Below are 21389 nucleotides of genomic sequence, written 5' to 3' on the forward strand. Positions count from 1 at the left end.
GGATGGCATTTATCCTGCGGCGGGCATAACGCATAACCTCTCTTACCGGTGCAGGCGCAGCATACTTGAGACAGAAGATAGCGCAGAGATAAGACAGGCCAGCCCGAAGACATAGACAGCGAACTGTGCCCCCGCCTGCCCCGTCAGTCCGTTCAACAGTGCAATAACCATCGCGACCAGCGCCGCACCAATGGATTGCCCTGCTGTCCTGGCGGTCGACAATACCCCCGAGGCCGTGACCGTTCGGTTCGGTGCCACATTCGAGAACATCTCTTTATTATTCGGCGGCAGGAACAGTCCATAGCCAATCCCGCAAACCGCCACGCGCCAGAGAAAATCATTCACCGTCGCCGCTTGCGGCAACAGAGCCAGAGATCCTAAACCCAGAGAGAAAATCACCACGCCGGCTGTCGATATCTGGGTAGGATTTAAACGATTGGACAGCCTGCCCGCCACCGGGGCGCAGATTGCAACGGCAACCGGCCACGGTGTAAAGATGAACGCCGATTCCAGCACCGAATAGTGATAGGCATGCTGCAGTACAAAGGGCAACCCCACCAGCGCCATCCCCTGTGCCACAAACATTGAGACAGAAGAGATCACCGCAAAGGTATACCGCCTTGAACGGAATATATCGAGCGGCAACAACGGGCTTTTTGAGCGCGTCTGCACGCTGACAAAGATGGCCAGCAGCAGCACCGAGGCGACGCCGCAAAGCATGAGTATGCGGCTATCCCAGCGCCCGATCTGATCCACAGCGATGACCATCAGCCCTAAAGCGACGGCTGAGGTCACCGCACCTCCCCAGTCGAAGCCTTTTTCCTTCTCAGTATCGACGCCCAGGGAGATCAGGGAGAAGACAATGGCAAGTGCACCCAGCGGGAGATTGATATAGAACAACCATGGCCAGTCCAGATAAGAGATGATCAGGCCGCCTAACGCCGGGCCGATGGCCGTCCCCACCGCAAAAGCCAGCGCGTTCAGCCCTAAAATGGTGCCCAACGTATGCGGCGGAAAGATAACCCTGTACAGACCCAGCCCGACGCTGATCATGACCGCATAGCTCACCCCCTGAAGTATACGCATGGCAACCAGCATGCCGAAGGTCGGGGAGAGGCTACAGCCCAGCGATGCCAGCGTAAACAGCACCATGCCCGCGGTGTAGAAGCGCCGCTCCCCTATCCTCGAACCCAGCGATGCACAGATCAACATCGTTGCAGCGCTGGCAACCTGATAGGCGTTGGTCACCCAGATGACAGAGGCTGAATCTACCCGTAAAGCCTCCGCAATAGAGGGCAAGGAAATATTGACGATGGAACTGTCCAGCGCCGCCATAACCACGCCAATCAAAATGGCGGCAGCCGCCAGATAGCGCCTTGGCGCCTCAAATCCTTGTTCTAAGGGACTACTGCTTACCAGCGACATATCCTTATCATCCTATATTGAATTGAAATTACGCACAGAGGCTTTCAGCCTCAGCAACCGGTCCTTCGAGGTAGGCCAGCAGGCCCAGCATCAGCACTTCTTCCGGGCTGGCAACAACGGGAGAGCGCGGCGCTTTCCAGGGCTGTTTACTGCCGTTGATGCGGATACTCCTCAGGAAACAGTAGGTGGTGAGGACATAGAACCGGTTGCGCATACTTTCCCCCATCAGCGGCAGCAGGCCGGAAATACCGCCTAACTCAGGGATCTCGCTAAGAATGCTGCCGTAGTCCGGTTTCGCCAGCACGAACATCAGTGCATCCGCCATCGGGACCATTTTGACTGCATCCTTCACCTCTGCCGCAAGCTCATGCCAGAACGAAAAAGCAAACCGCGAGAAGCCGAAAAGCGGATCCAGCCCGCGTACGGAAAAGTCAGGGTCAATGAAACGTGTCTGAGCATGCTCCTCGTTATAGAGCACATTGCCGAAGTGAAAATTGAAATGGGCTTTTTCTACCGATCTGAACTCTTCAGTCCGGGCCAGCTCCAGCGCTCTTTCATAGACTTCCCGGGCCGTGGTACTGAAACGCACCCCGTTAAGCAGAATAGGTTTATCAAACAGCTCATGAGCGAAGCGCGTGCCTTCCCACTCTTCCTGTAATCTGGCGGGCATCTCGTGGGTTATTGCCGACGAGGTTTCTGATTCCAGGCTGATCGCTTTCTGTACATTTTCCAGTGCGTTTCTGACGATCATCCTGCGCTCAGCCAGCGACCGTTGTTCGTCAAAGACGATCCTGGACAGCGGAAGGGAATCCATCTTCTCGAGAATATAAAATTGCCGCCCGGCGGCCAGTCCGTCGTGCAAGACCGGCACCATCAGTTCCGGATAAATATCGTGCAATGCCCGGATCTGATCGACTTCGGCTTTCAGTTTGCCATTGAACATTTCGGACATGGCCGTCTTCACAACGAAGCCTGAACTCAAAAAATCTACAGTATGTGAGCTTGTCATTTTTCAATCCCCTGGAAAGTTGCCACTGGCAGGCCAAGCGCGAGGCTGCGCGCTACAGCACGTACCACAGCGCTGTAGCCGACGGTGTTGTTAACAAACGACTGGATGATGACCTCACTCAAATTCTGACTGGCCAGATAGGCTGGCCGGAGAATGAGCAAGTGATTCTGATCGGAAAGAATGGTTGAACACCGGCGCTCGAAGGCATACGCACGGCTTCCTAACGGCGACCGCGATGCTTTCACAACATGAGGATGCGTCCCGCTCACCCGCTCAATCGCCGCCTCAATGAGACCGGGGGTTAACGCACCGCCATCCTTAACGATGAAACGGTTAATCTGATAGCCGGGGGCATGCACAGGCGCGCGTAATGAAACGGTATTCACTAACGGTGCCCAGGGCATCACCTTGTCCTGACTCATGGCAATTTGTGAGAAGCTCGGACGGAGATTGTCGCGCGCATCCTGCAGGCGTCCTTCAAACGATCGGGTACCGAGTACACCGTTAGGCGTATCCGGATGCACGATATCGGTTTCAACCGACACAATATGCGAGGCGTTGCATTGGATAGCCCTGAGCGCCTCGGTGAGTACACGCAGTGAGGCATGCATACCATTGGTCTGGCAGGAGCCGAGGCAATACATGCCCGAACCGACCACCTGGCGTTGTATCGTGTCGATATCATCGCGGGTCAGATCTTCCAGACAGCCATAGATACTCGGCAGTTCGTTGGCCTCTGCAACGCCCAGCACCACGTCCGCGAGTTCTTGCATGTTGCGGGCGACAGGGCTGTTTTTGTCCATATCCAGCTTACTGGTTGCGATAAAGCCAATGTCGAAGCGACCTGTCTGCGGAGGAAGATCTTTGGCAAGATCGCCAAAGAAAAAGTGAACCTCACGACCGTCGATCCGCAGGGTGTCATTATCGATAATGTCGATGTGAGACTGGATGCCGGGATGCGCCATCGCCAGACGGGCCACGATGCCATCTATCGGACGCAGTTCAGGATAATGTTTATCTAAAGAAGGAGGATTCGTGACGACGGTTTGAATAACAAAACCATCCTTCGCCGGATCATTCTGAATCAGCAAATTCGCGCCGATCTCCGCTCCGCAACCCACTAATATGGCTTTTTTCACTTCATCACCTCGCGCTAAATGAATATAGGTAAGTGTGTTAAATGCGGCCTAGTCCCAGGAGAACATTTTCAGCAGATCAGTGACGGACATGGCATCAAGCTTCGATTCCGAAATCAGGGTTTCGGCCAGAATATGGGCGCGGTCACGCAGCGGGCTGTCTGAAAGATTCAGATGGAATTTCGTCAGCAGCGCCCCGAAACACTCTTCACGGCGACGAACATGGCCGAGCGGATATTCAATGGTTTCGGAGATCTCTTCAGTCATGCCATGACACTTCAGATAGAGCGCATTGGGAATGGCGCGCTTATCAGGGTCGTAGTAGCTCTCTGTAAAGGAAGGGCGTTCAGTGCAGGTGATTTTCAATCGCAGTGCATCCAGTTGAGGATCGCTGGCGAGCGGTTCGTGGAAATCTTTAATCGTCAGATTTCCGGTCTGCAGTCCCACGGCAACCATGTACTGGAGACAGTGATCGCGATCGGCGGAGTTATTCAGCGGCCCTGATTTATCAATAATCTGAATCGCCGGTCGGGTTGTTTCTACCCGCACATACTCGATGCTCTCAGGCGTAAACCCGGCTGCCAGTATCCGTTCCCGAAGGTTAATGGCCGCTTCTACAGCAGTCTGGGCGTGGTACTCAGCGGGATTGGGAACCTTGAACAAGATGTTCTTAATGACAAAATCTGACAGGTTGCGCGACAGATTGAAGGGTTTGCCCCGCAAAACAGCATCATTGAATCCCCACCGGCTGACCGTCAGCGCGGTGGGATAACCCATTTCGCCGGTTTGCGCGAACAGCGCCAGTTGCAGGCCACGCGCCGTGGCGTCCCCGGCGGCCCATGACTTACGGGTACCGGCATTTGGCGCATGCCGGTAGGTTCGGAGAGAGTGACCGTCGATAATAGCGTTGGACAGTGCACTCAGTGCCTGGTCTTTTGACAAGCCGAGGAGTTGAGCTGAGGCGATGGCAGAAGCCACTTTCACCAACACCACATGGTCAATCCCCAGCGCATTAAAACAGTTCGACAGACACAGCACGCCGTGGATCTCATAAGCACGAATCATCGTATTCAGGACGGCTGTCATATCAGCGGGCGGCTGATTACCGTCAGTCAGGCTATGCCAGGTTGCGGCAGCCAGGATGGCCCCCAGATTATCGGACGGGTGCCCCCACTCCTGCGCAAGCCAGGTGTCATTGAACTCCAGCCAGCGGATCATCGAACCGATATGAAAGGCCGCCTCGATCGGTCCCAGTCTGAGTCCGGTACCGACCACCGGGACACCCGCCTGACTCTTGCTGAACTGAGCGCTGCCCATTAGTTTCAGACAGTCGTGATCGGCAGAGGCGGCAATTGCGCAACCTATCGAATCCAGCAGACAATAACGCGCCAGGCGTAAAGTCTCATTATCAAAGGTTGTCCGCTCATAGGCGTAGTCAACCAGCTCAACCATTACCTCATCAAACTCTGCATGCGCCATATTTCACCCCATAAACAAAAATGAATTGTCGAAATACACGTAATTGAGATCCGGTAATATATATATCCAGATAATAGAAATAGACAACGCGTTGATTTATATGAGAATACTCTCCATCACTCATAAAATCGTAATGGGCATGGCAATAAAAGACCAGCGAATAAAATCGAGGCATTCATCGAAAGTATTGATGCCCTGACAAAATGCCTGTTGAGGAGGACGGAAAGTTCAGGGAAATGAGCATTAGTTACAGAGCGTGAAAATAAGCACAGTCTGTTGTTGAAATTCGTAATTCAGAATTAATGTCTGCCGGAAAGGTAATAATAATGACACGCACCCTGATGTGGCCACGCAGTGCCCGCAGTGGTAGCCCGGAGCGGAGATTTTAAAACATAGTGACAAACTCACTAATACAGAATATAAATAATTGTTGTGACGGTGAACTAATTTTTAGCATGAGGTCTCAAATGAAGCTAAGTGAACTTCTTGCGTTCGTGACAGTCGTGGAGACAGGGAACATAACCCAGGCAGCCGAGCGTCTGAATCGCGTGCAATCGAGTATTTCCCACCGAATCAGGAGCCTGGAGGATAATCTGGATGTCACCCTGTTAGATCGAAAAACCGATGGGTGCTCACTGACTGCGCAAGGCCAGATACTTTATGACTACGCACTTAAAATATTGAATCTTGCGGATGATTGTAAAAACAACATTTCCCACTCCAAAAATAGCCAGCTGAATATACGTATTGGCATAATCGAATGTCTACCCCCCTATATTGTCAGTTCACTGATCGATTTAGGTCATGATTTGGGCTGGAATATCGATATTTCGATTGGGAACACCATAAGCTTGCTTAATGCCTTCGACCAAAACGAATTTGATGCGGTAATAATCGGTGCAGGTTTTTCAAACACGCAACATGCACGCTCCATATTACTCTCCAGCGAACTGGTTATTATTACAGAGAAAAATTACCCCACCATTAAAGACATCTCCAGTCTGGATGGCGAAGTTTTTTTACTCAGCAGCAAAAAATGTGCAACCACTACCCGCAATTATAATGTTCTTTTTAATGAAGGGCATATCACGCCTAAGCGGGTGGTAGAATGTGGTTCCTATCCCGTACTGTTCTCCAGCATCGCTGCCGGCAAAGGCGTATCGTTAGTTTTACGTTGTTCGATCAGCGGCGAGGTACAAAATAAGATAAAAATTCATGAACTCAGTGGCCAGTTCAATGACTTCAAAATAGAGCTTGTTTATCGTACAGATTCACCTTATCTGGATAGCACTAAATTCAGAGGCATAATGACCTCACTTTTTCAGGATCCCCGGCTGCACAATATCGGTTATTAAGGCATTCGTAGCCAACACGTACACTCCCCATGTTAGTGAAATTCCCTCATCTCAAATACAAATGGGAGAGCATACATCTGCCGTATGCCCTCCCATCCCATAAGCCTGCTCTCCCCCGTTCGTCGTATTCTGACGACAAGATGATCAATACTCCGTTATCCGTTATGAAGGTTTACGCAGAGCCACTAAGGCTTTCGCTCTGCACTTCTCCAGTATTAATTTCATCACGGGCACTTCAAAGTACTTATATAAAAAAGAGGCAAATGAGACGGATAAAACCAACGCGACGGCGATAAGCGCAATTCCCTCCGGTAAGCTAAACTTTCTTCCTGCCGTAAGATTCAAAAAATAAAAGAGCACTAAGAAATGAACCATATAGAAGGAATAGGATATTTCTCCTAACCACACCGATGTTTTACTGTTTAACAGAGTGTTTCGGTATTTTAAATCATCACCCGCAATCGAAACGATTAATAAACACACCGGGATGATGAAAACCACGCTCATACTGAACTGGTAAGGGATATACATGGAACCGATGTAAGTTGCTGCAAGCAGGGTAAACGAAGCCGTTTTCGTCAGCACGAGCATTCGTCCGTTCATCAGCAGCCGGGCTGCAAACATACCGGCAAGGAATTCAAATATGCGTGATGGGGGAAAAATATACGAAACCCAAAAGTGTTGCTGAGAAATCGGAAACGCCCCCATCATCTTGTCCGGCTCAACCCAGATGTAAATATATGTTTGAACCAATAAGGATGCCGCCGTTACTATTATTAATCCGGCTAAATCGAATTTTTCAGGTATTGTCTTCATTACTCTGAAAAGAAAGGGGAAAGAAAGATAAAACATCGCTTCTATACAAAGAGACCAGCTGGGTCTGTTACCGACGAAAAAATAGTGAACATCATCAACCCAGGTATTCAATAACAGAAGGTTTGATGACCAAAGTTTATATTGATAGATACTCATGGCACCAATAATGAACGCTATAGCCCAGGTCAGACAATGCGTAGGGTAAATCTTTGCAAAACGTCGCAGGTAAAAATCGCCCACGGTGTCATTATCTCTCGCAGACCACACCATAATGAATCCACTGAGTATGAAGAAATATGAAACGCCGAGCCAGCCCGCTTTACCCACAATAACGGTGAAAATGTGCTGTATGGTTGGATCTGAAAAGGGAGCGAGATCGCTGGGTAGCGATGAATGAAATAAAAAAACTAATAAAGCCGCCCAGAATCTGCTTCCGGTAAGCGATGGAAGTTTGATCTGCGGGGGTAATTTCCCGGTTGTTATTGGCTGACTCCCCGCCATTTCAATGGCGTCAGCATGAATAGCATCAATACTTATTTCTCTGTTTATTGCAGGATTCATGGTGTTCCCCCTGAGGATAGTATTTTATACCGGAAGATTTATTCAGTAGCATAGCGACAATGTTACACAGCAAAAATAAATAGCGGCAAAGCAACTTAAGCAGAGCCTGACCGGTTACCAATAATTAACCGTTGCGTTGCCGGTCAGGAAATAAAGTATTTTCAGAGCAGAACGTTCTGATGAAAGTTTTAACTAGTGGATATCGACGGTCACGTATCCGGATTTACGTTTTTCAATATAACCAAATCCTTGTTCGCCAAAATGCATACCACCGACAAGAACGCTGTCCGAGCTCACGCTTTCAAGTATGCGGGAACGTGTCTCTGCCGCCATTTGAGGATCATAGTCAAAGGCAATGGCAACATCCGGTTTTAGCAGTTGAATATGAGGAAAATGAACAATATCACCCCAAATCAACAGGCTATCTCTGTTACCCTCAATCCGGTAACCTGTATGACCCGGCGTGTGACCTTTCAGCGGGATCGCAAAAACACCAGGAAATACCTCGCCTTTATCGATGAGACGAAGATTTTTCTGATACTTTTTGAATATACTTCGCGCCAGCAGGAAATTGCCTTTTACGCGGTCACTGACGGCAGCGAAATTTTCATCATCTTGCAGATAATTAAATTCATCGCTGTTTATGATCAATTCGGCATTAGCAAATACAGCCTCACCTTCTGCGTTTAACAATCCACCAATATGATCAGGATGGGCATGTGTGAGTAATACCGCGTCAATATTGCCAGGTTGTATCCCCAGCAGATCCAGATTAGCAACCAGTTTGCCGCCCCAGCCCTTAACGCCTCCTGCCCCGCTATCGATAAGAATATTTTTACCCTTCTGGCGGACTAAAAAAGTATTAATATGCACCGCATTGAGTTCACTGACTTGTGCACTGCGCTGAATTTCCTTGCACTCGTCCTCATCCACATTTGAAAGCATTCCGAAGTCGACATGCAGATATCCATCACTTACCGCAGTAACCGATATATCGCCGAGATCTCTTGTTGGAAAATTAACATTCATAATCCGTTCCTTAGTTCTTTGCATAAATATTACCCGCTTCAAAAGAGAAACAGCGAATTCTCGCTATGACTCCTGTCTTCTCCTTAATTAATAAATCAACCTGATGCATGAATTCATCCAACACCGACAGGGTTCGGAAAACTTCCTGGCGTAGTCTTGCTTCGAAATAGACCGGTGTGCCAAAACCTATCTCTGCGGTGAGGTAGCTGATGTGAATATTATTTTCTTTCGCTTTCAGGATCTCTATGGCGAGACGGGCTAAAGCCGTTGAAAATTCCGCAAAGGCCTCTGCATCTAACCGGTGGCTTGCAGCGGTATAGAGAGTAATACTGGGCATCTTCGACTCCTTCGAATGGATATTTACGCCGCCAGGTTATTTTATACGGCTCTGACAGACACTAATCGCATGCTTTTTATGACATCGGGATTGACAACCGTGCCAATGTCCGAAGCCCCCCGGCGGAGTTGGTCAATTAACTCGATGCCACTCGTTACTTTCCCAAAAGCAGTGTAATTCTGGTCTAAAAAACCTGCCCTCGCGGAGGTGATGAAAAACTGATGACGGGCGCTGTGTGGATGCCGTGATCTGGCCATGCCGACGGTACCGCGTTCAAAAGGCAATCGGTTAAACTCTGCGGCCAGCGCCGGTAATTTCGTGTAATCCAGCCCTGTATCTTTTATCGGGTCACCCGTTTGTGCCATAAAGCCTTCTATGACCCGGTTAAACGGCATGCCATCATAAAATTTGGCCTGTACCAGCGATTTTATGCGTTCAACATGCCCGGGGGCCAAATCGGGAAATAAGCGGATGCTCACGGTTCCACTCTCCAGTTGCATCTCGATAATATCTCTCTGAGCCATTACCCCTTTGAAGGCAGCCGGAAGCATTGCAACACCCGCGCACAAGCCCAGGCTTCCACCAATAAATAACCGACGATTCATAGAATTTACTCCGTTCGCGCATCAGACTTTTCATCGTCTGCCATGCCAGATTTGCTCATTAACAGCGCCCGTACGTCCTTACAGGCGCTGACTGCCTGCGCTGATTGTTAATGCGTATTCTTGTTATCAATGAACGAGATGATTTCATCAGTGAGCGCTTCGGGTTGCTCATAATTCGGTAAATGGGCGGCGCCGGGTAGGGTATGCAATTGGGCATTGCGCTTGTCGGCCAGACGTTGCGCGTAGTCCGGAGGCGTAAGTTGATCCTCACTTCCTCTGACCACCACAGCCCTTACCCCCGGAATATTCATATCGGTCAGATCGGTGTCGGCGATGGCATAAGAGCAACCCGCGAAGGCTTCAACCGAAGTGCGGCGCAACATCTGTTTCATACCCTCCGCGTAGGGCGAGTCGATAAATTTCGGTGTGACCCATTTGCTCAGAATCCCCATTTCGAGATGTTCAACACCGTGGTGAAATACATCTTCAGCCCGGGCGCGCCAGAGCGAAGGCGGAGCGGCATTCACCAGTGCAGTATCCACAATGATCATTCCCTGAACTCGTTTGGGGATCTTGAACCCAATCCATTGCGCTATTGTTCCGCCGATTGAGACCCCGGCAACATAGAACTCGTTAATGTGAAGATGATCCAGCGCCGCCACGACATCGTCGGCCAAATCTGACATTGAAAACTGCAGAGAATCGACTGCGCTTAATCCATGCCCACGGATGTCCAGGCGAATAACACGATAACGTTCACTCAGACGCGGCATTTGCAAATCCCAAAGGTGCAAATCCGTCCCCAAAGAATGAAGAAGTACCAATGTCGTTGCATTGTCAGAACCCTGCACATCGACGTGCTGAGTTAATTTAAGTGGCCGGATAAACATTTAATACTCCATATTCTTTTTGCTTCTGTTTCGTCGGCTCTCCGTCACGCATTACCTGATCCGACGTCTCGTCCTGCTTATAGAACCATGAATTCTGCTACGCCATAGTCGCAACGTATCCATAACGACATGCTGATATTATTTTTTCAGTTTCATGCAAATAAATTTTTTCGTTATGAGGGTCAGCCTTAAATACGTTGTTAACGCTGTTATTATTAAAACAATTCTTATCGTCGCTCTAATGGATAATTTCGATATCACTATCGAAATTGTAGATACGGGGCGGATCTTAATAGGGGAAAACGTGGCGAAGGAACAGACTGACCGGGGAAATGCTGCGCAGCAGGAAATGCAGGCAATAATTTTTCTGCACGTTGTTCGGTATGCCGCTGATAATAAAAAGCCCGCACAAGAGAACGGGCCTTTTATACATCAGTGTTTGATGAAATTACACATGGGCGATTTTCTTCGCATCCAGCGCTTTATGAATAGCCGCTTCCAGTTCGTTGATTTCAAACTTCGCCACGTAACCGTCTGCGCCCACTTTACGCACGTGATCTTCGTTGGCGCTGCCGGATAATGAAGAGTGAATGATCACCGGAATATTTTTCAGGAATTCATCACGCTTGATATTGAGTGTCAGCGTAAAGCCATCCATTTCCGGCATTTCCAGATCAGTTAAGACAAAGGAGATTTTATCGGAAATGGGCAGCCCCTGGGCTTTGCATTCTTCGGCCATTTTGCGGATTTTATTCCAGGCTTCCAGACCAGTGACATGCATCTGCGCCGGAATCTCCATCATGTTCAGGCCTTTTTCCAGCATCTGACGGGCAACTTTAGAGTCTTCGGCGACAATCGCCACCGTACCCGGCTTGAGTTTAAACGCGCTGGTTTTCTTCTTATCCATGTTGATATTGCTGTTGGGAATAATGTCATGGAGAATTTGTTCGACGTCGAGCACCAGCGCCAGACGGTTACTGGATTTATCGCTGTCCAGACGCGCAATACTGGTGATGTTGCGGCTCTTCACACCGGCTTCGGCGGCCAGCACCTGACTCCATTCAAGACGCACAATGTCGTCTACGGATTCCACTGCAAACGCCTGGGTGCTGCGCGCATATTCGGTGACCAGCAAAATGTTCAGGCCGGTTTTTGGTACGCATCCCACCACGGCAGGCAGGTCGATGACCGGAATAATTTCGCCACGGATGTTCGCCATGCCCATCATCGGCGAGACCATTCCGGCGGCTTTGGTCAGCGTTGGCATCGGCACGATTTCGCGCAATTTAAAAACGTTGATACCAAAAAGTTCAGATTGCTCATCATCCGGAGAGGTCCCCAGACGGAACAGCAAAAGCTCAAACCGGTTTGATGAAGTGAGATTGGTTCTCTCATCAATTTCTTTCTGAAAATTATCCATACTTTCCCCATGCCTGTTGTTATTCGTTTTTGACTATGTTTGTGCTGTACGTCATTCGGAAAATAAGGAATTCCATTCTCTTTTTTCTCAGAGGGACATTCTTTATATCGGCCGCTCAGGAGGAATTCTTTATAGCGGGGAGAAAATTGAAGGGAAAGCACCCGGTATCACGGAAATACCGGGCAAAAAGGGTCAGCCGCCGATTTTTACCAGCGTCCGGCCCTGAATTTTATTGTTCAGGAAATCGGCTGCGACAGCCGGAGCTTGTTCCAGGGTAATTTCCGTCGCGGCCTGCTGATAAAAATCATCCGGCAGTGTATTCAGTAAACGCTCCCAGACGGCAGCACGGCGTTCAGCGGGAACCGAAACCGAATCCACCCCCTGCAAACGGACGTTGCGCAGAATAAACGGCATCACGGTCGTCGGCAGGTTAAAGCCCCCGGCCAGACCGCAGGCCGCCACGCAACCGCCGTAGTTGGTTTGCGCCAGCAGTTTAGCCAGCACTTTGTCACCGACGGTATCGACCGCACCGGCCCAGACTTGTTTTTCCAGCGGACGGGTCTCTGCAAAATCATCGCGGGAGAGAATTTCGCTGGCACCCAGTTTACGCAGATAATCATGCGTAGATTCACGACCCGTCACCGCAGCCACGGTGTAACCGAGTGTATGCAACAAGGCCACCGCCGTACTACCCACGCCGCCGCTGGCACCCGTCACGACCACGGTGCCGCTTTCGGGTGTCACGCCCGCCTCTTCCAGCGCCATGACGCACAGCATGGCAGTGAAACCGGCGGTGCCGATAATCATGGCATTGCGCGCAGCCAGACCTTCCGGCAGCGCGACCAGCCAGTCACCTTTGACGCATGCCTGCTCCGCCAGACCGCCCCAGTGCGTTTCGCCAACGCCCCAGCCGGTGAGAATGACGGATTGCCCGACGGAGAAACGCGGGTCGTTGCTGCGGCTGACATGGCCCGCAAAATCAATGCCCGGCACCATCGGAAACTGACGAATGATTTTGCCTTTCCCGGTAATGGCCAGGGCATCTTTGTAATTCAGCCCTGACCAGCTGATATCAACCAGTACGTCGCCTGCCGCCATGTCCGGCAGCGCAATCTCTTTCACTTCGGCCAGCGTGGCCTTGTCTTGTTGTTCCAGAACCAATGCTTTCATTTTTTTCCCTTTATGATTTCAGGAGATTAAAGTTTTTGTCATGAGGTATGCGATGACTCACGTAATGATTGCAGGTGCTATTTTTTGAATTTATGGCCGACGAGTTTATGAATGAACAGGTGACTGCAGCGTATGACGGAAATACGCCCAGAACTGATCCAGCGGTTCGGCCGAGCGGTACAGTTTTGCGCGCATCACCGCGCCTTCCCAGCCAGACCAGAAAATCTGCGCCAGTTGCGCAGGCGGCATGGTTGATGCGATATCTCCGGCCTGACGGGCTTCTTCCAGACAGGTGGCAACACGGTCTTCCCATTCGCCCAAAATCGTTTTGAGTTGCTGCGAAAAATCTTCCGGCAACAGCGGGGATTCCTGCAATAAATTGCCGACCAGACAGCCGCGTCTGAACTCAAACTTCGCCATTCCCTCACCGGCATGGGTCACAAACGCACCGATGCGTTGCAGCGGCGACAACTCAGCCCTGAGCAGAAACTTGTCGAGTTTGTGGGTGAAAAATGAGCCGTAAGCCGTCAGAACGGCCATGCCGAAATCCTGCTTACTTTTGAAATAGTGATAAAACGATCCTTTCGGCACCGCGATGTTTTTAATCACCGCGTCGATGCCTGCCGACAGGTAGCCCGTTTCGGTGATCACTTCAAGCCCCGAACGGATCAGCGCTTCACGCGTATCATCAAACTCGCGTGCCGTTCTCGGCGGACGCCCGCGGCGCGGTTTGACTGGCACGTCAGGTTCAGTAGAAAACTCAGCACTCATCATTTAGACCGATCGTTTTTTAATTGCAGAAAGCCTACGCCCAATTTTTTAGGCGGGCAAGTCCGTGAATGTTTTTACAGGGTAAAAAGTCCCGGACCTAAAAAACCTGCAAAGCAAAAAGCCCGCCCGGAGTTACCGGAGCGGGCCTGTGATACAGCATGAGTATGTTGTAACTATTTTTCGTTCACTGTCTCGCGGCGGGTTTCCTGCACGCTATAACGGTTGGTTTTGAACGGAATATTCAGGCGCTCACGCAACGTCGTTGCCTGCGAGGGATGCCAGTAGCCACGGGCTTCCAGCACCGGTAACACCAGCCGGGTAATGTCGTCCAGCGCTTCGGCCAGTACCGGTCCGCTGATGATAAATCCGCTGGCACCGCCCTCTTCCACCCAGCGGATCAACTGGTCGGCGACCTGCTCAGGCGTGCCGAAGAATTCGCCGCGCGGCAGCGTGGTCTGATACGCCACTTCACGCAGCGTCAGGTTTTCCTCCCGCGCCAGCTTCTTGATGCTGTCGGTGGTGGAGCGGAAAGTGTTTTGGCCTAAATCGCCCAGTTCAGGGAACGGGCCGTCCGGCGGATACTGGCTGAAATCATGGTGATCGAAGAATCGCCCGAGATAGGCCAGCGCATCGTCAAGTGACAACAGCGACAGAAGATACTGATATTTGGCCTCGGCTTCCTCTTCGGTTTTGCCGACAATCGGGCTGATGCCAGGGAAAATACCCACCGGATGGCGGCCATTTTTGCTGACCTGTGCCTGTAATTTTGCCGAATATTCCTGTGCTTCTTCCAGCGTCCGGGCGTTAGTGAAAACGGCATCGGCAGATTTACCTGCCAGCGCGATACCGGCATCCGACGCGCCAGCCTGGAAAATCACCGGCTGCCCTTGCGGTGAACGCTGGATATTCAGCGGCCCTTCGACCGAGAAAAACTGTCCCTGATGATTCAGTTTATGCAGCTTCGCCGCGTCGAAGAACACACCACTTTCGCGGTCACGCACAAACGCGCCGTCTTCCCACGAATCCCACAGTCCCTGCACCACGCTGATGTATTCTTCGGCAATCTGATAGCGCAGCGCATGTTCAGGATGGTCTTTGCCGAAGTTTTTCGCCGAACCGGCCAGCGGCGAAGTCACCACGTTCCAGCCCGCCCGTCCCTGACTGATGTTATCTATTGACGCCAGCTGACGTGCGACGGTAAAGGGATCGCTGTACGAAGTTGAAATAGTGCCTGCCAGCCCGATGCTGTGGGTGGCCGAAGCCAGCGCAGACAGCAACGCGACAGGTTCGAAACGGTTGAGGAAATGCGGCAGTGATTTTTCGTTGATGTGTAATCCGTCGGCCACAAACAGGAAATCAAAACCAGCCGCTTCGGCGCGCAAGGCTAAATCACGGAAATAGGGGAAATTGACACTGGCATCCGCAGGCGCTTTTTCGTGACGCCACGAATTCATGTGGCCGCCGGCACCGTGCAACATCAGACCCAGCTTGATACTTTTTGAATGGCTCATGAAATCTCCTTAAAGCTGGCCAGCCAGCAATTCGATGGACTTCAGCCGCACACCGGCTTCAGTCAGTGGAGTGTGAATAACAAATTCGTTCACGCACAGGCGGCGCTGAATATCGCGCAGTTGCTCGTGGATATCGCCCGGCGTGCCGTGCAGCACGCTGATTTGCTGCTGTTCGATCTGGTATTGCGTCGCACCTGACTGCCGCACAAAGGCTTCAGCCTGTTCTCGGGAACCCACCGTAACGTGCCGGTCGCCCAGCGTGACGCGAAAATTATGCTGGCCGGTCACCAGTTCAGCGGCCTGCTCGCGGGTTTGTGCCGCCAGGGCCGCCAGACTGACCAGCGCCTGCCCTTGTCCGGCGGAATATTCGTGGAAGGCCAGCACCGATTCGGTCATCACTTGCGCTGAAGCATTGATAAAACCGGCGAAGACAAAGTTCCAGCCCAGTGACGCGGCCAGACGCGCGCTTTCTTTGCTGGCACCGAGTAAAAATCGCTGCGGTGCCACCGGCGGACGCGGCAACGCACGTGCTTCTGTGCCCGCCAGATGGTCATCCAGATGCGTGAGATAATGTGTCAGTTGCTGTAACTGCGCCGGGAAACCAGGCGATGATTCGGCCGGTGCGTGGGCACGCAGCGCTTTGGTTGACAGGGGTAAACCACCGGGCGCTTTGCCGATGCCGATATCCACGCGATCCGGCGCCAGTGATGACAACAGATGGAAATTCTCTGCCACTTTATACGGGCTGTAATGTTGCAGCATCACACCGCCGGAACCGATCCGCAGCCGGGAAGTGCGCGCCAGCAGCCAGGCGATCAACACTTCCGGCGAGCTACCGGCCAGCTTTTCAGTATCGTGATGTTCTGACACCCATAAACGGTGATAGCCCAGTTTTTCTGCTGCCAGCGCAAAAGTCAGCGTGGCGTCTAGCGCCTGCGCAGCGGTCTGCCCGTCATTAATCGGGCTTTGATCTAATAAACTCAGTCGGTAATTCACCTGCGCATCCCTTTTTATCCGTTGTGATAAAAAGAGTTCCACGAAATAAGTTCAAAGCTAAATAATAAAAACACGTTTCTATAGTCAGTATTTTGCTATGCAGGCCACTGTGCAAAACGACTATAAATTATAGCGACTGAGTATTTAGTGATTGGCTTCTGTCTGACTAGCATGAAATGAAGCGCTACATTTGGGTAACAATCATTTTCAGACAATAAGGTTATTTCGCCATGAGCATTTCACTTGCCGAAGAAACAAATAGCATTGCCCCCCGACATGAGACAGGACTGGAAGAACAACTCATCGCTTATCGCCGTGAATTACACCAGCATCCTGAATTATCCAATCAGGAATTTGTGACCACGCAAAAGATTACCCAATGGCTGAATGCTGCCGGGATCCGCATTTTATCGCTCGGGCTGAAAACCGGCGTGGTGGCTGAAATTGGCCCGGAACACGGCCCGGTTGTTGCCCTGCGCGGTGACATCGATGCCCTGCCGATTGAAGAAGCCTCCGGTGTGCCGTTCAGTTCGCAACAACCCGGCGTGATGCACGCCTGCGGCCACGATTTTCATACCTCTGTTATTCTCGGCGCGGCCCATCTGCTTAAAGCAAGGGAAGACCAGCTACCGGGCCGCGTACGGTTGTTTTTCCAGCCTGCTGAAGAACGGTTTGGCGGTGCGTCGCAACTGATTAAAGCCGGTGCACTGGAAAACGTTGATGCGATTTTCGGCCTGCATAATGCGCCAGAACTGCCGGTCGGCACCTTTGAGACAAAAGGCGGCGCATTTTATGCCAATGTAGACCGCTTCCAGATAACCGTGACCGGCAAAGGCGCGCACGCCGCACATCCGGAAGAAGGTACCGACAGCATTGTCACCGCCAGCCACATTGTGACCGCGCTGCAAACGGTGGTCAGCCGCAACGTCAGCGCTCAGGAGGCGGCGGTAGTCAGCGTCACCCGTATTGAAGGCGGCAACACCTGGAACGTATTACCCCAAACCGTGGAACTGGAAGGCACGGTGCGCACCTACAGCAACGAGATCCGCGAGCAAATCCCTCAGCGGATCCGCAAGGTGATTACCGGGGTGGCAGATGCGCTGGGGGCGAAGGCCGAACTGCACTGGTTTGGCGGGCCGCCAGCGGTGGTGAATACACCGCGCTGGGCAGACTTTGCCTTACAGGCCGCTGCGGAATTTGGCTATAACGCGCAAGTGGCGCAGGCACAAATGGGTGGAGAGGATTTTGCATTTTATCTGCATCATGTGCCGGGTGCGTTTGTCAGCATCGGCTCTGCCAGCGATTTCGGCTTGCATCATCCGCAATTTAATCCTGATGAGTCGGCTATTTACCCGGCGGCGAATTATTTCCAGCAACTGGCAGAAAAAGCGCTGAGTGAATTAACCGGAAAATAACCTTTTCATACCTGACTTTATTTCCTCACGCCCGGATATTCCGGGCATTTTTCGTGCAAAATTTCCGGCGCAATGTATTTCCACTTTCTCTCTTTGATTATTTAATTTTGTTGTTTTACATCCCTGTAACACTCGGGAATAGTGAAAGCGTCACCTCACGGTCATCACCCCTTAAAATAAGAATGCAGGGTAAAAATAATAATGATGAAACATAGCGTAACCATCACAGCCACCGCCATCGCGGCAATATTAAGTTTTTCATCAGCGGCATACGCCGCGCCAGGTATTGATCTGATTGCCAATGAAACGCCGGTGAATACACCGAAAAGCCCGGAAGCCGTGGCAAAAATCCCGGCCAACTTTAAGTTTGTCGAACCGGGTACGCTGACCGTGGCGCTGGCTGTGCTCGGCAGCGCCCCACCCTTCGGGCTGTACGCCCGTGACAATAAAACCGTGATCGGCAGCGAGGCGGATATCGCCCGTCTGGTCGCCGACGGTTTAGGCCTGAAACTCAAAGTGGTTCCGGCTTCGTGGGAAGACTGGCCGCTGGGCGTGACGTCGGGGAAATACGACGCGGCCATCTACAACATTACCGTCACCAAAGACCGCAAAACTAAATTTGATTTCGCCACCTACCGCGAAGATACCCTCGGTTTCTATGTGAAAAGTGACAGCAAAATCACCTCGATAAAATCCGCACCCGATATCGCCGGTAAACGCATTATTGTCGGCTCCGGCACCAATCAGGAAGCCGTGTTGCTGGCGTGGGACAAAGAAAACCAGGCTAAAGGATTACCGGCGCTGAAACCGCAATATGTCACCGATGACGCTGCCGCGACGCTGGCTATCCAGTCCGGTCGTGCCGATGCCACGTTCGGCCCGAACGTCACCGGCGCGTATAAAGCGTTGCTGACCGGCAAAACCAAACTGGTCGGCACGGTGCCGGGCGGCTGGCCGAAAACCGCCAATATCGCGGTGACGCTGAAAAAAGGGAATGGTCTGGTGGATGCCGTGCAGGCGTCGCTGAACAGCGCCATTGCCAGCGGAGCGTATATCAAAGTGCTGGACCGCTGGGGCGAAAGCGTCGAGAAAATCGATCACTCTGAAATTAACCCGCCGGGGCTGGGCGACTGATCAGGAGCAGAAACGATGAGCGAAGATATTTTCATTCAGACCGTGCCGGAAGACCCGCTGATTGCGCCGGTCATCGAAGGATTATTCGGTGAATACCGCGACCGTTACGGCGATTTCTTCTCGAGCCAGCCGCCGGAAGATGACAGCGTGTTTTCCGCGCCCGATGGCACCTTCATTGTTCTGCTGAGAAACGGCGCGCCCATTGCAATGGGCGCGTACAAACGCTACGACGAGCAGACTGCCGAACTCAAACGCATCTGGACTCACCGCGCGCTGCGCCGTCAGGGACTGGCACAAAAAATCCTGCATGAACTGGAACGTCGTGCAGCCGCGTACGGTTACCGGCGGGTATTTCTCACCACCGGATTCCGCCAGCCCGAAGCGGTCGGATTGTATTTGTCCCACGGTTATCAGCCGCAATTCGACACCCGCCTCGATCCGGAGGTCTATTCCCGGCCACCGTATGACGGGCGCCTGCCGTTTACCAAAACGCTGAAGGCGGACGTGCCGGTCACGTCATCTGCAACGTAACAGAAAGAGAAAATGATGAGCGAAAATGCCCCTTCATCTGTGAATCATCCGCCGCTGAAAGTGGTGCCCGCGCGCTATCCGTGGCGTCTTGCCGGTGCGGTTTTTTCGGCGTTTATTCTGCTGGGCATCATCCAGTCGATTGCCACGAATTCCCGCTGGGAATGGGGCGTATTTCGTCAGTGGTTTTTTGATCCGGTGATCCTGTCCGGGCTTGGCAAAACCCTGTTGCTCACGCTGCTGGGCACCCTTTTTGGGGTGATTTTCGGCACGGCACTGGCCCTCGCCCGCCTGTCGAAATCCTATTTACTGAACGCACTGGCCTGGGGGTATATCTGGCTGTTCCGTTCCCTGCCGTTGTTGCTGGTGCTGATCATTCTCTACAACTTTTCCTATCTCTACGACAACCTTTCGCTCGGCATTCCGTTCACCACGATTTCCTTTTTTAGTACCCCGACGGTGGATTTGCTGGATCAGTTTTCCGTCGCCGTGCTCGGTCTGTCGCTGGTGCAGTCGGCCTATACCGCCGAGATCATTCGCGGCGGGATTTTAGGGGTAGAACACGGCCAGCATGAAGCTGCGGCCGCGCTGGGATTACCGACCTACCGCCGGACCTTCCGCATCATTTTGCCGCAGGCGTTACGTTCAATTCTGCCAACCGGTTTTAACGAAGTGATCAGCCTGGCGAAAGGCACATCGATTGTTTACGTCCTGTCGATGCCGGAACTGTTTTACACCGTGCAGGTGATTTACAACCGCACACAGCAGGTGATCCCGCTGCTGATGGTCGCCACCATCTGGTATCTGCTGATCACCACCGTGCTGTCGGTTTTGCAGTATTACGTCGAACGCTATTTCTCCCGCGGCACCGTGCGTCAGGTCGCGCCGACACCCTTGCAGCGCCTGCGTCAGTGGCGCGTCGCCCGTTCTTAATAAAGGGAAAGCACTATGTCAGAAGCCTTTGATTTATTCGTTAACCGCCCGCAGGAAGCGCCTGTTGAGCAGCTGTTTCCACGCAAACCTCAGGCTGCTACCGTCGGGCGCATCGAAATCAATAATTTGAGCAAATACTACGGCGCGCACAAAGCGCTGGATAACGTGAGTCTGCGCATCGAACCGGGCACCGTGACCGTGATCCTCGGCCCGTCCGGCTCGGGGAAATCGACCCTGCTGCGCACGATTAACCATCTTGAGCGCGTCGACGAAGGTTTTATTCAGATTGACGGCGATTACATCGGCTACCGCCGCAAAGGCGATACGCTGTATGAACTGAAAGAGCGCGCCATCCTCAAACAGCGCACACATGTCGGTTACGTTTTTCAGAATTTCAATTTATTCCCGCACATGACGGTGCTGGATAACATCATCGAAGCGCCGGTGGTTCACGGTCTGCTGAGCCGCAAAAACGCCATCGCCCGTGCCTATGAACTGCTCGACACGGTCGGTCTGCGCGAAAAAGCGCACGCATGGCCGCGTCATTTGTCCGGCGGACAGCAGCAGCGCATCGCCATCGCCCGTGCGCTGGCGCTGAATCCTAAAGTCATGCTGTTTGATGAACCGACGTCCGCCCTCGATCCCGAACTGGTTGGCGAAGTGCTGGATGTGATTAAGAAGCTGGCGCAGTCGGGCGTCACGCTGGTGGTCGTCACCCATGAAATCGGCTTCGCGCGCCAGGTGGCGGATCAGGTGGTGTTTATGGTGGATGGTCGCGTGGTTGAAAGCGGCGCTGCCGCACAGGTGCTGGAACGGCCGGTTCATGCCAGAACCCAGGCTTTCCTGGAGAAGGTGCTTTAAGACTGGCA

The 21389-nt window shown here is 52.1% G+C and carries 20 protein-coding genes; 6 read left to right on the top strand and 14 right to left on the bottom strand.

The features are described from left to right. Positions 1-42: 42 nt before the first annotated feature. From DXU84_RS12495 to DXU84_RS12510, 4 genes are read right to left on the bottom strand one after another with little or no spacing between them, the layout of a single operon-like run. Positions 43-1425, bottom strand: a complete 1383-nt coding sequence (locus DXU84_RS12495; protein WP_013575196.1) for a DHA2 family efflux MFS transporter permease subunit — start codon at positions 1423-1425, stop codon at positions 43-45. Between the two features lie 28 nt (positions 1426-1453). Further along, on the bottom strand, positions 1454-2377 hold the full coding sequence (locus DXU84_RS12500) for an aminoglycoside phosphotransferase family protein (RefSeq protein WP_223509396.1): 924 nt from the start codon (positions 2375-2377) through the stop codon (positions 1454-1456). 53 nt (positions 2378-2430) lie between these two features. Beyond that, complete coding sequence (locus DXU84_RS12505; protein ID WP_200225136.1) at positions 2431-3573, bottom strand: hypothetical protein; 1143 nt, start codon at positions 3571-3573, stop codon at positions 2431-2433. 48 nt (positions 3574-3621) lie between these two features. After that, complete coding sequence (locus DXU84_RS12510) at positions 3622-5049, bottom strand: bifunctional 2-methylcitrate dehydratase/aconitate hydratase (RefSeq protein ID WP_153375888.1); 1428 nt, start codon at positions 5047-5049, stop codon at positions 3622-3624. Between the two features lie 467 nt (positions 5050-5516). On the opposite strand from DXU84_RS12510, the gene DXU84_RS12515 reads away from it, so the two are divergent. Then, complete coding sequence (locus tag DXU84_RS12515) at positions 5517-6404, top strand: LysR family transcriptional regulator (protein ID WP_013575192.1); 888 nt, start codon at positions 5517-5519, stop codon at positions 6402-6404. Positions 6405-6566: 162 nt separating this feature from the next. Here DXU84_RS12515 and DXU84_RS12520 read toward each other — a convergent pair whose 3' ends face one another. The 10 genes from DXU84_RS12520 to DXU84_RS12565 form a co-directional block, all read right to left on the bottom strand. Next, complete coding sequence (locus DXU84_RS12520; protein ID WP_131638830.1) at positions 6567-7781, bottom strand: acyltransferase; 1215 nt, start codon at positions 7779-7781, stop codon at positions 6567-6569. 192 nt (positions 7782-7973) lie between these two features. After that, positions 7974-8810, bottom strand: coding sequence for an MBL fold metallo-hydrolase (locus DXU84_RS12525; RefSeq protein ID WP_037034806.1), 837 nt, complete (start codon positions 8808-8810; stop codon positions 7974-7976). Between the two features lie 10 nt (positions 8811-8820). Next, a complete protein-coding gene (locus tag DXU84_RS12530; RefSeq protein ID WP_013575189.1) occupies positions 8821-9147 on the bottom strand; it encodes a hypothetical protein in 327 nt (108 codons plus the stop codon). A gap of 41 nt (positions 9148-9188) precedes the next feature. Next, positions 9189-9752, bottom strand: a complete 564-nt coding sequence (locus tag DXU84_RS12535; protein WP_013575188.1) for a peptidylprolyl isomerase — start codon at positions 9750-9752, stop codon at positions 9189-9191. A 107-nt stretch (positions 9753-9859) separates the two neighbouring features. Beyond that, positions 9860-10642 carry an alpha/beta fold hydrolase gene (locus tag DXU84_RS12540; protein ID WP_037034814.1) on the bottom strand — a complete coding sequence of 261 codons (783 nt, stop codon included), beginning with the start codon at positions 10640-10642 and terminating at the stop codon, positions 9860-9862. Positions 10643-11090: 448 nt separating this feature from the next. After that, a complete protein-coding gene (locus DXU84_RS12545) occupies positions 11091-12062 on the bottom strand; it encodes a chemotaxis protein (protein WP_013575185.1) in 972 nt (323 codons plus the stop codon). Between the two features lie 192 nt (positions 12063-12254). Beyond that, positions 12255-13232, bottom strand: a complete 978-nt coding sequence (locus tag DXU84_RS12550; RefSeq protein WP_013575184.1) for an oxidoreductase — start codon at positions 13230-13232, stop codon at positions 12255-12257. A gap of 105 nt (positions 13233-13337) precedes the next feature. Beyond that, a complete protein-coding gene (locus tag DXU84_RS12555) occupies positions 13338-14006 on the bottom strand; it encodes a TetR/AcrR family transcriptional regulator (RefSeq protein ID WP_153375890.1) in 669 nt (222 codons plus the stop codon). 170 nt (positions 14007-14176) lie between these two features. Further along, a complete protein-coding gene (locus DXU84_RS12560) occupies positions 14177-15514 on the bottom strand; it encodes an LLM class flavin-dependent oxidoreductase (protein WP_153375892.1) in 1338 nt (445 codons plus the stop codon). Positions 15515-15523: 9 nt separating this feature from the next. Continuing rightward, positions 15524-16510 carry an MsnO8 family LLM class oxidoreductase gene (locus DXU84_RS12565; protein ID WP_112151839.1) on the bottom strand — a complete coding sequence of 329 codons (987 nt, stop codon included), beginning with the start codon at positions 16508-16510 and terminating at the stop codon, positions 15524-15526. 230 nt (positions 16511-16740) lie between these two features. Here DXU84_RS12565 and DXU84_RS12570 point away from each other — a divergent pair, with 230 nt between their 5' ends. The 5 genes from DXU84_RS12570 (at position 16741) to DXU84_RS12590 (ending at position 21381) form a co-directional block, all read left to right on the top strand. After that, positions 16741-17925 (top strand): M20 peptidase aminoacylase family protein, encoded by a 1185-nt coding sequence (locus DXU84_RS12570; protein WP_153375894.1) that lies wholly within the window; start codon positions 16741-16743, stop codon positions 17923-17925. A 201-nt stretch (positions 17926-18126) separates the two neighbouring features. After that, a complete protein-coding gene (locus tag DXU84_RS12575) occupies positions 18127-19059 on the top strand; it encodes an ABC transporter substrate-binding protein (protein ID WP_037034824.1) in 933 nt (310 codons plus the stop codon). 15 nt (positions 19060-19074) lie between these two features. Then, entirely contained in the window at positions 19075-19590 is a 516-nt protein-coding gene (locus DXU84_RS12580) for a GNAT family N-acetyltransferase (RefSeq protein ID WP_013575178.1), read from the top strand. A 15-nt stretch (positions 19591-19605) separates the two neighbouring features. Then, entirely contained in the window at positions 19606-20520 is a 915-nt protein-coding gene (locus DXU84_RS12585; protein WP_153375934.1) for an amino acid ABC transporter permease, read from the top strand. 15 nt (positions 20521-20535) lie between these two features. Beyond that, positions 20536-21381, top strand: coding sequence for an amino acid ABC transporter ATP-binding protein (locus tag DXU84_RS12590; RefSeq protein ID WP_228389005.1), 846 nt, complete (start codon positions 20536-20538; stop codon positions 21379-21381). The last annotated feature ends 8 nt before the right edge of the window (positions 21382-21389 follow it).

The sequence above is a fragment of the Rahnella sp. RcJ3 genome, from assembly GCF_009498575.1.
GTDB classification, from domain to species: Bacteria; Pseudomonadota; Gammaproteobacteria; order Enterobacterales; family Enterobacteriaceae; genus Rahnella; species Rahnella aceris.